Raw genomic sequence first — 14,254 nt, forward strand, 5'->3', positions numbered from 1 at the left:
CAGAACTTGGCTCACGCTCCCTTGAGCCACTCCGCGTAGCGCTGCTTGAGTGCTTCGGTCTCGGCCCGTCCGTCGTAATGCACCGGCTCGGCCAGCGAGCGGCCCGCAGCGTGGACCCGATAGGCCATGTAGCGGTACGGAGCGGGATATTTCTGCGCATTCGCGCCGGCCATCATGGCGTCGAACTTCGGCGACGGCTCGACCGGGTCGAGACGGTCCTTTTCGTACAGCGCCGCACGTTCGATCATGCGCCAGACACCGCCGCGACGTTCGAGGCGATCCAGGAAGCGGCCGTTGGAGGTAAGATCCGTCGCAATGCCATCGATGGTCTGGCGGACCAGAATGGCGACGCTCGTTTCGGCCGTGGCGCGCGCACCGTTCACCGAGACTCGCGCCGGCCACAGCAGATGCTTGGCCTCGCTGCCCCTGCCGAAGTTGCGCTGGCAGTGCGCGACGAATTCCGGATAAGGCCCGCGAAACCACGACACCGCGATCTCGCCTCCGGCATGAAAGATCGCCAAGAGATCATCCCATTTGCCCTGGTCGCGGGCGAAACCCCAGGCCTGGACAAGTTCGGCGCAAATGGTCTTGTCGCTGTCCATGCAAGGCCTTGTTGGGTTCGCCTGCTGTGGAATTGCAGGGGATAAACCGGTGGCGGGAAGCCCCAGATCCGGGGATAAGCCTGTCTATATCGTGTTGATAATTGTTGTGGAAGATCGCCCCCCGGCCGTGCATAAACCGCTGTGACCAAATCCCAAGCCAAGCAGCAATCCGCCGCCGACGCCGGCTCCGAACCGACGTTCGTCGCGCGTCTCATCGCCGACGAGCACACCTCGCGGCGCATCGCCGACCTTCTCTCGGAAAGCCTCGACCCGTCGGAGACCGCCTGCGCCGCCTTCGAGCAGCCGGATGGCCGCTGGCAGGTCGACGTGCATTTCCGCAACCCGCCCGACGAAGCGAGCCTGCGCGAGATCGTGGCACTCGCCGGCGGCGAGGAGATCGCGCGCGCCGTCACGTTCGAGCGCGTCGCACCGCGCAACTGGGTCAAGGAAAGCCTGATCGGCCTGCGCCCGGTTGCCGCCGGCCGCTTCGTGGTGCATGGCGCGCACGATCGTGACCGCGTGCCGAGCCATTGCATCAGCATCGAGATCGAAGCCGCGACCGCGTTCGGCACCGGCCATCACGGCACCACCCGCGGCTGCCTCTTGGCGCTCGATCATCTCGCGCGGCGCTATCGGCCGCGGCACATCCTCGACCTCGGCACCGGCTCCGGCATTCTGGCGATCGCGGCGGCCAAGCTCTTCCGTGTGCCGGTGCTCGCGACCGACATCGACGCGCGTTCGGCGCAAACCGCGCGCGACAACGCGCGGCTCAACGGCGTTGGCGCGTTCGTCACAGCGATTCATGCAGCCGACTTGCGCGCGCCGGAGATCATGAAGCGCGCGCCGTTCGATCTCGTGATGTCCAATATCCTGCTGCGGCCGCTGCAGCGGCTTGCCGCGCCGGTGGCGCGGCAGCTCGAACCCAATGCACGGATTATCCTGTCAGGAATCCTGAAGTCTCAGGCCAATGCGGCGCTCACCGCGTACCGGTCTCAAGGCCTGATGCTGGAGCGGTCTTTCCCGCTCGACGGCTGGTTCACGCCGGTCATGGTGGCGGCGAGCGGCTGAGCGCGGCTGATCACGCGATGAGATTGCCGCATGTGCCACTCGGCCAACGTGTCGAGAAAGCGCAGAAACGCGCCGCGATCAGGCGAGGCCTCGTGTGAACTGGACGTTCCGACTGTCAAAGTAGCCATGGGACGGGTCCCTGGACTGTTTCCGCATCTTCGCTCGGATCCCCGACCTACCTGAGCTTGCACCCATAATAAGCGCTCGGGGTCCAATAAGCGCGGGCAATGGCGCATGGGTCCATTGCCCCTGCTGCATAATGTCGCACCTTAGCTAATAAAGCTCTGATCGACAAATTAAAAAACGGACATCACCCCGGCTGCTTGCAGCCCGGGGCGATGTGCACGTTCCCGTGTGAGAGCGGCACCCGGAGGAAGCGTGCCGCCCTGGCCGGGCGAATCAGCGATTGAAGGGCAGCGAATCCTCGTTGCGCTCGTTCACCTTCCAGCCGGCCTGCTCCAGTTCGAAGGGAAGCATGACGCCGTGGCGCTTGAGCTCTTCGAACGCCTTGCGGCGGCGGGCTTCGATGAAAGCCTCATAAAGCCTGGCAAACAGACCCGGGCGGTTGGCAATTGGCTTGCCGGCCGGCACGGCTTTGGTGCGAGCCACGGCGGCATTTTCATAAGTGGCAATGGACATGGGGGAACTCCTTGTCGCCTGGAAAGACCGCAGGCGGATCCCCGGCCGCCCGTCTTTCTGCATTGCAACATAAGACGATTCGACTTTCGTCGGTAGCGCTGCGAATGCATGGCTCAGGACTTAAGCTACAATAAAACAACAACTAATTCAGATTTCTGATCCGGAGGATCAAATTGCGGAATGTATTTTCACAGAGCCAATATATTGCAATGCACACGAATACCCACAGGTCAGATAGCCGCCTGCGTCCGACGCAATTGCCGCCCTCCAACCCGCCCCCTAGATTGCGGCCGTGATGTTCGAAGCCCGTTTTCAGTCGTTCGATGATCCCGCGCCGGCCCAAACCGGCCCTCGCGTCGAGGCCTTGCGGGCCGAGCTTGAGCGGCGCGGCCTCACCGGCTTCATCCTGCCGCGCGCCGACCGCCACCAGAACGAATACGTGCCGCCCTCCGAGGAGCGGCTGGCCTGGCTGACCGGCTTTTCCGGCTCGGCCGGCGTGGTCGTGGTGCTGGCCGACAAGGCCGCGCTGTTCGTCGACGGCCGCTATACGCTGCAGGCTGGCACCCAGGTCGACACCTCCATTTTCACCATCGTGCACAGCGGCGAGACCTCGCCGGAAAAGTGGCTCGGCCAGAACCTCCCGGCCGGCGCCAAGCTCGGTTACGACCCCTGGCTGCACACCGTCGACGGAGCTGAACGTCTTGGCCGCACGTGCACCGATGCCGGCGCAACCGCCGTGCCCGCCGAGCCCAACCCGGTCGACGCGATCTGGACCGATCGCCCCGCACCGCCGCTTGGCCCGGTGACGCTGCATGAATTCCGCTACGCCGGCGAATATGCGAGCAACAAGCTCAACCGGATCCGCACCGAGATCGCAAACCTGCGCGCCGACGCGCTGGTGATCTCCGATCCGCATGCGGTGGCCTGGACCTTCAACATCCGCGGCTCCGACGTGCAGCACACGCCGCTGCCGCTCGCCTTCGCGATCGTGCCGCAGGAGGGCAAGCCGTCGCTCTACGTCGACAGCGCCAAGCTCAGCAACGCGGTGCGCCACCAGTTGGAAGAGATCGCCGCCATCCGCGAGCCCGCCGATTTCATCCGTGAGCTCACGGCGCTTGGCGTGGTCGGCAAGACCGTGCGGCTCGATCAGGCGACCGCCGCGGACGCGCTCGCCCGCATCGTCACGACGTCCGGCGGCAAGGTGACGCGCGGCACCGATCCGATCGCGATGATGAAGGCGGTGAAGAACCCGGTCGAGATCGAGGGCGCGCGCGAGGCGCATCTGCGCGACGGCGTGGCGGTGACGCGCTTCCTCGCCTGGCTCGAGCGCGAGGCGTCCAAGGGCGAGCTCACCGAAATCGCCGCGGTCGAGGCGCTGGAAAGCTTCCGCCGCGACACCGGACTTCTGAAAGACGTGTCGTTTCCTTCGATCTCGGGCACGGGTCCCGATGGCGCCATCGTGCACTATCGCGTGACGCGCGGGACCAACCGCGCGATTGCGCCCGGCGAACTGTTCCTGATCGACTCGGGCGGTCAATACGAGGACGGCACCACCGACATCACCCGCACGGTCGCAATCGGCGAACCCAGCGACGAAATGCGCGAGCGTTTCACGCTGGTGCTCAAGGGCCATATCGCGCTCGCCCGCGCGGTGTTCCCCGACGGTATCTCCGGGGCGCAGCTTGATCCGTTCGCGCGGCAATATCTGTGGGCCGCAGGCCTCGACTTCGACCACGGCACCGGCCACGGCGTCGGCAGCTATCTGTCGGTGCACGAGGGGCCGGCGCGCATCTCCAAGCTCGGCAACACGCCGCTCAAGCGCGGCATGATCCTGTCGAACGAGCCCGGCTACTACAAAGCCGGCGCATACGGCATCCGCATCGAAAACCTCGTGCTGGTGGTGGAAGGGCCGAAGGTCGAAGGCGCCGAAAAGCCGCTCAACACCTTCGAGACGCTGACACTCGTGCCGATCGACCGGCGGCTGATCGAGATGTCGATGCTCACTTACGACGAGATTTCCTGGATCGAGATCTATCACGCCAAGGTCGCCGCGGCCCTGATGCCGCTGGTCGATGACGCGACGCGCCTCTGGCTTGCCGCCGCCACCCTGCCGCTTGGGCAGGGCTAGTGGACGACCAGGCCGCACGACAACTGCACAACCATCCCCGGACCGAGCGCACGCCCTGGGGCTTGTTGCTGCTGCTGATGGCGCTGACCTCGATCGGCCCCACCACGCTCAACATCGTGGTGCCGGCGCTGCCGACGCTCGCCAAGCGGCTGGCCGCCGATGGCGGCACCGTCCAGCTCATCGTTTCGATCTATCTGCTGGCGATGGCGGCCGGACAGTTGCTGATGGGCTCGCTGTCCGACCGCTTCGGCCGGCGGCCGGTGCTGATCGCGGCCCTGTTGGTCACCGCCTGCGCCAGCGTCAGTGCCGTGCTGATTTCCACGGTCCAGAGTCTGATCGTGGCGCGCGTGCTTCAGGCGATCGGCGCATCGGCCGGCGTCGTCGTCAGCCGCGCCATCATCCGCGACCTGTTCGATCGGAACCGCGCGGCCTCGACACTGGGCCTCGTCGCGACCGTCATGGCGGTGGTGCCGACATTGAGTCCGCTGATCGGCGGCCTCCTGGAAACCGGTTTCGGCTGGGAGGCGATCTTCATCTTTACCGCAGTCACGTCGGCGTTGGCCGTGACATGGGCCGCAATCACGCTGCCCGAGACACGCGGTCTCAACGCGCCGCAGGGCGCGCGTCAGGGTTTCTTCCGCGATCTCGCCCAGCTCGCGCAAAGCGCCCGCTTCTCGGGCTATGTGCTGGCTGGAGCCTTCGGGTCCGCGACGTTCTACGCATTCCTGGGCGGTGGCGCCCATGTCGTGATCACGCTGATGGCGCGCTCGCCGGCCGAGTACGGCATTTGGTTCGCGATGTCGTCGATCGGCTACATCGCCGGCAATTTCATCTCGTCGCGCCTGTCGGGGCGCTACGGCATCCATCGGATGATCTGGTCGGGCATCATCGTCGAAGTTGTCGGCGTGACGCTGTCGACCGTGCTCACGGCCTTCGCGCTGCATTGGGGCCCGTTCATCGTATTCGTGCCGCAGATGATCGTGAATCTCGGCAACGGCCTGTTGCTGCCCGGCGCGATCGCAGGCGCCGTCAGCGTGCGGCCGCAGGCGGCCGGCACCGCGGCCGGCATCACCGGTTTCACCCAGATGGCGCTCGGCGCCTTGATCGCGCAATACGCCGGGACATTGATGGCCGGGGCGCCGAGCGCGCTGCCGCTGTCGTTCCTGATGAACGCGCTGGTCGCCGTGCTTGTGATCAGCTTTGCGGCTTTGGTGCGCCGCCCCTGAACGGACTTCCCGTTCGCACGAGGTGCGGTCTATTCTCGTGCAAAATTCAGGGAGGACACCATGTTGCGGGGCATTGCCGGCCGTCTCGTGCTGGCTTCGATCGCGGTCGCGCTGCTGCCGTTTCACGCACGCGGCGAAACGCTCGCCGAGCTCTATGAAAAGGCCAAGGCCGACAAGGAAATCGTGTTCTATTCCGGCGGGCCCGCCGCGCCGCATGAGAGCCGCGCCAAGCTGTTCATGCAGCAATATCCCGGCATCGAGGTGAAGGTGACGGGCGGTTTCAGCAACGTGCTGAACGCCGAGATCGAAAAGCAGATGGCGGCAAAGCGACTTGCCGTCGACATGGCGTTCTTCCAGACCGTGCAGGATTTCGTGACCTGGAAGCAGCAGGGCAAGCTCATGAGCTTCAGGCCCGACGGCTTCGAGCAGATCTATCCGAACTTCAAGGACCCGGACGGCGCCTACATGTCGTTCAGCGCCAATGCGCTGACTTATGCGTACAACACCGCGGCCGTGAAGCCAGAGGATGCGCCGAAATCGGCGCTGGATTTCCTGAAGCCGATGTTCGCGGGCAAGCTCATCACCTGCTATCCGGCCGACGACGATGCGACGCTCTACCTGTTTCACATCATCATCCAGAAATACGGCTGGAACTGGATGACCAAATACACCGCCAACAAGCCGAACTATGTGCAAGGCCACCTGCCGGTCGCCCGCAGTGTGGCGACGGGCGAGAACATCGCCACGTTCGATGCATCGTCGTCGGTGTGGGAGTTCCGCCGCCAGGGCAAGCTCGACGTGGTGTGGTCGGGCGAGGACGAAACTCCGGTGTTCACGCTGACCGGCGGCATCTTCAAGGACGCGCCGCATCCCAACGCGGCGAAGCTTTATATGACGTGGTTCCTGGCGAAAGAGCAGCAGAGCCGCGTCGGCTCGTTCTCGTCGCGGCAGGACGTTGCGCCGCCCGAGGGATTCAAGCCGCTGACGTCGTACAAGATCGCGAACAACTATCGCGAGTTCATGGTCGACGAGAAGCTGATCGAGAGTTTGCGCAAGCGGATGGAGGGATTCACCGGCCCTGTCGTGAATAAAGGCGGTGTTCGTTGAATCCACCGACGTCATGGCCGGGCTTGTCCCGGCCATCTCGATTGGGTGGGCACTGTGCCTCCCTAAACGAGATGCCCGGCACAAGGCCGGGCATGACAGTGGAGTTTGATGCGGCTTACACGACAATGGCTATCGCCCAATCAGCCTGAACCAATCATCCTCGCTCAACACTTGCACCCCGTGCTTCTGCGCCTCGGCGAGCTTGGAGCCGGCGCCCGGACCCGCAACCACGTAGTCGGTCTTCTTCGACACCGAGCCCGACACCTTCGCGCCCAGACGCTCGGCCATGGCCTTGGCCTCGTCGCGGGTCATCTTTTCCAGCGAGCCGGTGAACACCACGGTCTTGCCGGCCACCGCCGTATCCGTCTTTGGCCTTTCGGCCTCCTTGATCGAGACCTGCCCGACCAGCCGATCGACGAGCTTCCGGTTGTGGCTCTCGCCGAAATACTCGCCGATCGCCTCGATCACCGTGTCGCCGATCTGATCGAGCGCGTCCATCTCGGCCACCGCTTCCTCGTCCTTGTCGACGACCTTCAGCGCCGCATCATGAAACGCCTGCCATGAGCCGTAGCCACGGGCGAGCGCAATCGCCGTCGTCTCGCCGACATGGCGGATGCCCAGCGCATAGATGAAGCGCTCCAGTGAAATGTCGCGGCGCGCTTCGATCGACTGATAGAGATTGCGGACCGAAATCTCGCCGTAGCCCTCGACGTCCTTCAGATTGATCTTCTTGTCGCGCTCCTGGAGCGTAAAAATATCGGCGGGTTCCTTCACCCAACCCTGTTCGTAGAACAGCTCGATCTGCTTCTCGCCGAGCCCTTCGATATCGAAGGCGCGGCGCGACACGAAATGCATCAAATGCTGGGTGCGCTGGAACGGGCAGGCGAACTCGCCGGTGCAATGCGCGCGCGCGCCCGCCTCGCCGCCGGCAATCACCTCGCGCACCACCTCGGTCTTCAACGGGCACGGGCATTCGGTCGGGAATTTGTAGGCTTTCTTGCCGCGCGGCTTGTCCTGGACGACCTCGACCACCTGCGGGATCACGTCGCCGGCGCGCTGGATCGTCACGGTGTCGCCGATGCGCACGCCCAGCCGCTCGATCTCGTCCTGATTGTGAAGCGTCGCGTTCTGCACCACGACGCCGCCGACCGTCACCGGCTCGAGCTTGGCCACCGGCGTCAGCGCACCGGTACGGCCGACCTGAATCTCGATGTCGCGCACCACCGTAGCGGCCCGCTCGGCTGCGAATTTGTGCGCGATCGCCCAGCGCGGCGTGCGCGACACGAAGCCCAGCCGCTCCTGCCAATCCAAGCGATCGGTTTTGTAGACCACGCCGTCGATGTCGTATTCGAGCGTGGCGCGCTTCAGCCCGACCTCATGTTGGAACGCCAGCAGCTCCTCGGCAGAGTGACATAGCTTCCAGATCGGATTGACGTGGAAGCCGGCGCTGCCGAGCCATTTGATCATGCTCGACTGCTTGTCGGCCGGCATCTCGCTCATCTCGCCCCACGCGTAAGCGAAGAAGCGCAGCGGCCGCGACGCCGTGATGCTCGAGTCCTTCTGCCGCAGCGAGCCAGCCGCCGAGTTGCGCGGATTGGCGAAGATCTGCCCGCCGGTCTCGGCCTGCCGCTTGTTCAGCGCCAGGAAGTCGGCCTTGGTCATGTAGACCTCGCCGCGCACCTCGCAGACCTCCGGCACGCGCTTTCCCTTAAGCTTGTGCGGCACGTCCTTCAGCGTCTTGATGTTGGCGGTGACGTCCTCGCCCTCGGCGCCGTCGCCGCGGGTCGCCGCCACCTTCAGCTCGCCGCCTTCGTAGCGGAGCGACATCGACAGCCCGTCGATCTTGGGCTCTGCCGTGAAGGCGAGCTCGGCGTCTTCCTTCAGGTTGAGGAAGCGCCGGATGCGGCCGACGAAATCGGTGACGTCGGTGTCGCTGAAGGCGTTCTCCAACGACAGCATCGGCACTGCGTGCCGGACTTTGGCGAAGCCGCGCGCCGGCGCGGCGCCGACCTTGCGCGACAGGCTGTCCAGCGTGCGCAGGTCCGGGAAGCGTTCCTCGATCGCGTTGTAGCGTTGCCGCAGCGCGTCGTATTCGGCGTCGGGAACCAGCGGCGCGTCCTTCTGGTAGTAGGCCTCGTCGTGCGTCTTGATCTCGGCTTCGAGGCGCGCGTGCTCGCGCTTCGCCTGGTTGGCGGTCATCTCGGCGACGGCGAGCTTGGAATCGCGGTGCGGCTTGGCGGCTTTCATGGCTGGTAAAAGTGCGCTTGGCTCGAGACGATGATGGGGGGACGATTGTTCCTCATTTCACGAGCCGCGTCTTCCCGCAACCCCGATTGCGGAAGGCCTGTTCCGGGCCTAGGCTTGCGGCCAGCCGGAAATTTTCCGCGCGCAAGACGACAATATTTGGGAGGACTGCGATGACCGCCCTGCCCCGTATTCTGGCGTGTGCGTGCTTTGCCATGGGCTGCGCGTCGGCTCTGACGCCGCTTTCCGCCTCCGCGGATACCGTTCGCATCTATGTGACCAACAGCGCCGGCGACAGCGTCCACGTCATCGACCCGGCCACCAACAAGGTGGTCCAGACCTTCCGCGGCCCCGAGGCCATGCACGGCATCAACTTCTCGCCGGATGGCGCGCGCGTCTACATCAGCAACGAGGAAGCCTCGACGCTCGATGTCTTCGACCGCAAGACCGGCAAACAGATCAAGCAGATCCCGCTTTCGAACCGGCCGAACAACATCGCGGTGGCGAAAGACGGTCGCATCGTGGTCGGCATCGCCCGCGGCGAAGGCGCACTCGACATCGTCGATCCGGTGAGCCTCACCGTGAAGAAGAGCGTGCCGGTGCATGGCCGCCTGCACAACGTCTATGTCACGCCAGACCAGAAATACGTCATCACCGGCGCAATCCGCGAAGCGATCCTCACGGTGATCGATCTCGCCACCGAGCAGGTCGCCTGGGAGCTGAAGCTGAGCGGCGGCGTCCGGCCGATGACCATCGAGACCAACCCGGACGGCTCGACCAGGCGCATCTTCGCCCAGCTCTCCGACCTCAACGGCTTTGCCGTGGTGGACTTTGCGGAGAAGAAAGAGGTTGCCCGGATCGAATTGCCGAAGCCCAAGGCGGAGTTCGAGATGGACGGCGGCCGCAACTCCGCGCCGTCGCACGGCATCGGCGTCACGCCGGACATGAAGACGCTGTGGGTCACCAGCATCCCGAACAACGCCGTGTACGTCTATTCGCTGGCGGACCTGAAGATGGTCGGCGAGGTGGCGCTGCCGGCGCTGAAGATGCCGGGTCATGACGCGATCTCTTCGGTCGCCAACTGGGTCACGATGACGCCGGACAGCAAGACGGTTTACGTCTCCAACGCCGGCATGCGCGCGGTCACCGCGATCGACGTGCCGTCGATGAAGGTGAAGGCTGTGGTCCGCGTCGGCGAGGTGCCGAAGCGGATCAACACACTGGTGATACCAAGCGGCTCCGCCGCTAGTTCTTCTTCGGGCCGGAGAGCGTCGCTCCATTGACCCAGGCGGCGATGGTCTTCCAGTCCGGGTCCTTGGTGGACTCGAACTGACGGCCGCCGGAGTGGAACACATCGCCGCCGCCTTCGGGCGCGAGCGGATGCATCAGCAGCCGGCTCACCATCGGCTGGCCTGGCGTGACGAGCTTCGACACCGCCTCGTAGTTCTGCCGCGACTGCTCGTCGGTCCAGCCTTTTGCGCCCTGTGGCCGGGGCTGAAGCTTCAGAAAGTTATTCGACTCCGAGTGACACACCACGCAGCGGGTGTGGGCGGGCTTCTTTCGGAGGAAGATCGGCTCGACGCGTGCCTTGTAGAACGCATAGTCCAGCTCCGGCGCCGGTTTTGGTTGCGCGCCGAGCTGGCTCGACGCGATGACGAGACACGACACGGTAAAAACCAAAGTCAAAGCCTGGCGGCGGATCATCACTTCCTCCCAGCATGTGCTTATTGTTTGAGCTGAGCGTAGCAGAGCAGCCATGACACTGCGATGGCCACGAAGCCTGTTTCAATCCGCCGGACGTGAGGTATAGCATCGACTTGAAGGTCGACGGCCGGATAACGGCCGCGACCGCGAGTCAATTTGGGGAGGTCTTTTCATGTCTGAACGCGATACCGAAGCGAACCGCCGCCGCTTCCTGCAATATCTCGCCGCGAGCCCGCTGCTCGCCGCGGGCGGCAGCGCGGCGCTGGCCCAAACCGTTCTGCCGAAAGCCAAGCTGTCCGATCCGCTGATGTGGGCGCCGCTCGACGCGGGCAAGCTGATCAAGTCGCCGAAGGAAGCCATCAACGTCTTCGATCTCGAACCGGTGTGCCGGCACAACGTGCCGCCGGCGCATTTCGGCTACATGGCGTCGGGCATCGATGACGAGGTGACGCTGCGCAGAAACCGCGAGGATTTCCTGAAATTCTATCTGCGGCCGCGGCGCCTCGTCGACGTCAGCAAGGTCGACATGAGCGTCGACATTCTCGGCACGAAATACTCTTCGCCGATCGTCTGCGCGCCGGTGGGCGGCCAGCGCTCGTTCCACGACGATGCCGAGTCGGGCGTGGCGCGCGCCGCCAAGAAGGGCGACCATCTGCAGATCCTCTCCACCATGACGTCGGATCCGGTCGAGGACGTCGTCAAGGCGCGCGGCGCGCCGATCTGGATGCAGCTCTACGCCACCAACAAATGGGAGGTGGCGGCAGCCATCACCAAGCGCGCCGAGAACGCCGGCTGCACCGCGCTTGCCGTCACGGTCGACCGCAGCGGCGGCCGCAACCAGGAAACCCTGTTCCGGATGCGGCCGGACGATACCCGCGACTGCAACGGCTGCCACGATCGCTCGAGCTTCGCCAACTCGCTGAAGACCCGTGCGATGTGGAAGGACCTCGACCTCACGGGCCTGCGCAACACCCAGTCGTCGAACATGACCTGGGACTTCTTCAAGCGGATGCGCGACCACACCAAGATGAAGCTGATCGCCAAGGGCATCCTGTCGTACGAGGACGCCGTGCTCGCCGCCGACAACGGCCTCGACGCCATCATCGTGTCGAACCATGGCGCCCGCTCCGAGGACGCCGGCCGCTCGACCATCGACGCGCTGCCGGAGATCGTCGAGGCCGTGAAGGGCCGCATTCCGATCCTGGTCGACTCCGGCTTCCGCCGCGGCTCGGACGTGGTCAAGGCGCTGTGCATCGGCGCCACGGCCGTTTGCGTCGGACGGCCGTACATCTGGGGCCTGGGCGCCTTCGGCCAGGCCGGCGTCGAGCGCGCTCTTGAAATGCTGCGCGAAGAGACGCACGCTATGATCCAGCAGATGGGCGCGCAGAACGTGAAACAGCTGGTTCCAGGAATGGTGCGGCGGGCCTGAGTGAGGCCACAACGGCCCTGTGCCAAGAGGGGTCCTCGGCGACGAGGATCCCTCTCCTTTTTGTCAGAAGGGCTCCCGCCATCGGGAGCCCTTTTTGTTTTCGCGTTCGTCGCTTCTGTTGCGGCATCGGCGGCGCCTACCCTCCCCTGGAGGGGGAGGGTCGATTGCTGGAGCGTAGCGGAAGCAATCGGGGTGGGGTGACTGCTGTGAGATCACCCCACCCCGCTCGCTTCGCTCGCGACCCTCCCCCTCCAGGGGAGGGTGACAGCGCCCTTGCACCAACGTCACGTCATCCCGCCGACGCCCGGATCAGCTTCTCGGCCGCGGCGCGGGCCTCCTCGGTGATCTCGGCGCCGGCCAGCATCCGCGCGATCTCCTCGCGCCGCCGCGCGGCGGCCAATTCGGTGACACGCGTCGCGACGCGCTTGCCTTTGTCCATCATGTCCTTGGTGATGAGGTAGTGCCGCTCGGCTTTCGCCGCGACCTGCGGCGCATGCGTCACGGTGACGACCTGCACCTTGCCGCCAAGCCGGGCAAGCCGCAGCCCGATCGCATCCGCCACGGCGCCGCCGACGCCGGTGTCGATCTCGTCGAAAATGAGAGTTGGGGCCGAGCCGCGATCGGCCAGCACCACCTTCACCGCCAGCAGAAACCGCGCGAGCTCGCCGCCCGAAGCGACCTTCATCAGCGGCCCCGGCCGCGTGCCTGGATTGGTCTGCACCCAGAACTCGACGTGGTCGATGCCGTTCGGCCCGGGGGACTTGGCGTTGCTGTCGATCTGCGTGTTGAACCTGGCGCGTTCGAGCTTCAACGGCTTCAATTCGCCGTTGACCGCCTTGTCGAGCTTTTCGGCGGCTTTCTTCCGCGCCACCGACAGCGCTGCGGCCGCCTTGGCAAAGCGCGCGTCGGTTTCCGCCGCGGCCTTCTCCAGCGCCGCAAGCTTGTCGGCGCCCGCGTCGATCAGCGCCACGTCGGACGAATAACGCTCGGCCAGCGCACTCAGATTGTCGACCGGCGAACTGTATTTCCGCCCGGCAGCCCGCAGCGCGAACAGCCGCTCCTCGATGCGCTCCAATTCGTGCGGGTCGCAATCGGCGGTGCGCAGCGCCTGGTCGAGATGGTCTCTTGCCTCGTCGAGCGCGTTCAACGCCGCATCGATCGCCTTCACGGTGGGCTCGACCAGCCCCGGCGCCTGGGCGCCGCGGCGTTCGAGACGCCGCACCGCGGCCGAGAGCCCCGGCACCGGCGAGGCCTGGCCCGCCACCGCGTCGTAAGCTTCGCGGAGATCGCCCGCGACCTTCTCGGCCTGCATCATCGAAGCCCTGCGCTCGGCGAGCGCCGTTTCCTCGCCAGGCTCGGGCGCAAGCTTCTGCAACTCGGCAACCGCATGGCGCAGCCACTCGGCCTCGCGCGCCGCGCGCTCGACGTCGGCGCGGTGCTTCACCACGGCGTCGGCGGCCTGACGCCGCGCCGTCCAGAGCGTCTCGACTTCGTGCGCGTCGTCCTCCAGCCGCCCGTAGGCGTCGAGCAGGCCGCGATGGGTGCCGGCATCGACCAGCGCACGCGCGTCGTGCTGGCCGTGGATCTCGACCAAAGCCGCGCCCAGGGTCTGCAGCGCCTGAACGCTGACCGGCTGGTCGTTGATGAAGGCGCGCGTACGGCCGTCGGCAAACTGCACGCGGCGCAGAATCAGCGCCTCATCCGCGGCGATGTCGCTTTCGGCGAGCAGCGTGCGCGCCGGATGCTTGGGCGGCAGCTCGAACATCGCGGTCACCTGGCCCTGTTCGGCGCCCTGACGCACCAGCGTGGCGTCGCCGCGCGCGCCAAGCGCCAGCGCAAAGGCATCGAGCAGGATCGATTTGCCGGCGCCGGTTTCGCCCGTGAGCACCGACAGGCCCGACGCAAACTCGAGATCGAGGCGATCGATCAGCACGATGTCCCGGATCGAGAGCCGTGCCAGCATGGCCTGCTGCTCGCGCTTGGTCTGGCTCCCGCGCCGGCGGAACGGCACGACCGAATCCCGCTCCTGCGGCACAAGGACAAGGGGCTCACCGCAGCGGGACGGCGAACGTCCTGCTGTCGACGGCTCGCGATCGCGGCCGTAAAG

11 protein-coding genes are annotated in these 14,254 nt (G+C 65.5%); 6 read left to right on the forward strand and 5 right to left on the reverse strand.

Annotated features, from left to right (window positions below; translation table 11 throughout):
* Nucleotides 1-11: 11 nt before the first annotated feature.
* Complete coding sequence (locus RHPLAN_RS31290; RefSeq protein WP_068026816.1) at nt 12-602, reverse strand: nuclear transport factor 2 family protein; 591 nt, start codon at nt 600-602, stop codon at nt 12-14.
* Between the two features lie 141 nt (nt 603-743).
* On the opposite strand from RHPLAN_RS31290, the gene RHPLAN_RS31295 reads away from it, so the two are divergent.
* Nucleotides 744-1,670 (forward strand): 50S ribosomal protein L11 methyltransferase, encoded by a 927-nt coding sequence (locus RHPLAN_RS31295; RefSeq protein WP_084245967.1) that lies wholly within the window; start codon nt 744-746, stop codon nt 1,668-1,670.
* A 399-nt stretch (nt 1,671-2,069) separates the two neighbouring features.
* On the opposite strand, the gene RHPLAN_RS31300 is transcribed toward RHPLAN_RS31295, so the two are convergent.
* Entirely contained in the window at nt 2,070-2,309 is a 240-nt protein-coding gene (locus RHPLAN_RS31300; protein ID WP_068026818.1) for a hypothetical protein, read from the reverse strand.
* Nucleotides 2,310-2,604: 295 nt separating this feature from the next.
* Here RHPLAN_RS31300 and RHPLAN_RS31305 point away from each other — a divergent pair, with 295 nt between their 5' ends.
* From RHPLAN_RS31305 to RHPLAN_RS31315, 3 genes are read left to right on the forward strand one after another with little or no spacing between them, the layout of a single operon-like run.
* Nucleotides 2,605-4,437 carry an aminopeptidase P family protein gene (locus tag RHPLAN_RS31305; RefSeq protein WP_068032126.1) on the forward strand — a complete coding sequence of 611 codons (1,833 nt, stop codon included), beginning with the start codon at nt 2,605-2,607 and terminating at the stop codon, nt 4,435-4,437.
* Nucleotides 4,437-5,663: a multidrug effflux MFS transporter gene (locus RHPLAN_RS31310; protein WP_068026821.1), complete on the forward strand. Its 1,227-nt coding sequence runs from the start codon at nt 4,437-4,439 to the stop codon at nt 5,661-5,663. Before RHPLAN_RS31305 ends, RHPLAN_RS31310 begins: the two co-directional genes overlap by 1 nt.
* Nucleotides 5,664-5,723: 60 nt before the next feature.
* Nucleotides 5,724-6,770, forward strand: a complete 1,047-nt coding sequence (locus RHPLAN_RS31315) for an ABC transporter substrate-binding protein (protein WP_068026824.1) — start codon at nt 5,724-5,726, stop codon at nt 6,768-6,770.
* Nucleotides 6,771-6,899: 129 nt separating this feature from the next.
* On the opposite strand, the gene ligA is transcribed toward RHPLAN_RS31315, so the two are convergent.
* Nucleotides 6,900-9,017, reverse strand: a complete 2,118-nt coding sequence (gene ligA, locus RHPLAN_RS31320) for an NAD-dependent DNA ligase LigA (RefSeq protein WP_068026828.1) — start codon at nt 9,015-9,017, stop codon at nt 6,900-6,902.
* Between the two features lie 170 nt (nt 9,018-9,187).
* Here ligA and RHPLAN_RS31325 point away from each other — a divergent pair, with 170 nt between their 5' ends.
* The gene (locus RHPLAN_RS31325) at nt 9,188-10,297 is read left to right on the forward strand and encodes a beta-propeller fold lactonase family protein (protein WP_157100620.1); all 1,110 of its coding nucleotides are present in this window, start codon (nt 9,188-9,190) and stop codon (nt 10,295-10,297) included.
* Here the strand turns inward: RHPLAN_RS31325 and RHPLAN_RS31330 are convergent.
* Nucleotides 10,260-10,718 (reverse strand): hypothetical protein, encoded by a 459-nt coding sequence (locus RHPLAN_RS31330; protein ID WP_068026833.1) that lies wholly within the window; start codon nt 10,716-10,718, stop codon nt 10,260-10,262. The genes RHPLAN_RS31325 and RHPLAN_RS31330 overlap by 38 nt on opposite strands.
* A gap of 172 nt (nt 10,719-10,890) precedes the next feature.
* Between RHPLAN_RS31330 and RHPLAN_RS31335 the strand changes: the two genes are divergently transcribed.
* Nucleotides 10,891-12,147, forward strand: a complete 1,257-nt coding sequence (locus RHPLAN_RS31335; RefSeq protein WP_084245969.1) for an alpha-hydroxy acid oxidase — start codon at nt 10,891-10,893, stop codon at nt 12,145-12,147.
* Between the two features lie 289 nt (nt 12,148-12,436).
* On the opposite strand, the gene recN is transcribed toward RHPLAN_RS31335, so the two are convergent.
* The gene (recN, locus tag RHPLAN_RS31340) at nt 12,437-14,110 is read right to left on the reverse strand and encodes a DNA repair protein RecN (RefSeq protein WP_068032128.1); all 1,674 of its coding nucleotides are present in this window, start codon (nt 14,108-14,110) and stop codon (nt 12,437-12,439) included.
* Nucleotides 14,111-14,254 lie beyond the last annotated feature (144 nt).

It is taken from the genome of Rhodoplanes sp. Z2-YC6860 (assembly GCF_001579845.1).
Classification (GTDB): Bacteria; Pseudomonadota; Alphaproteobacteria; order Rhizobiales; family Xanthobacteraceae; genus Z2-YC6860.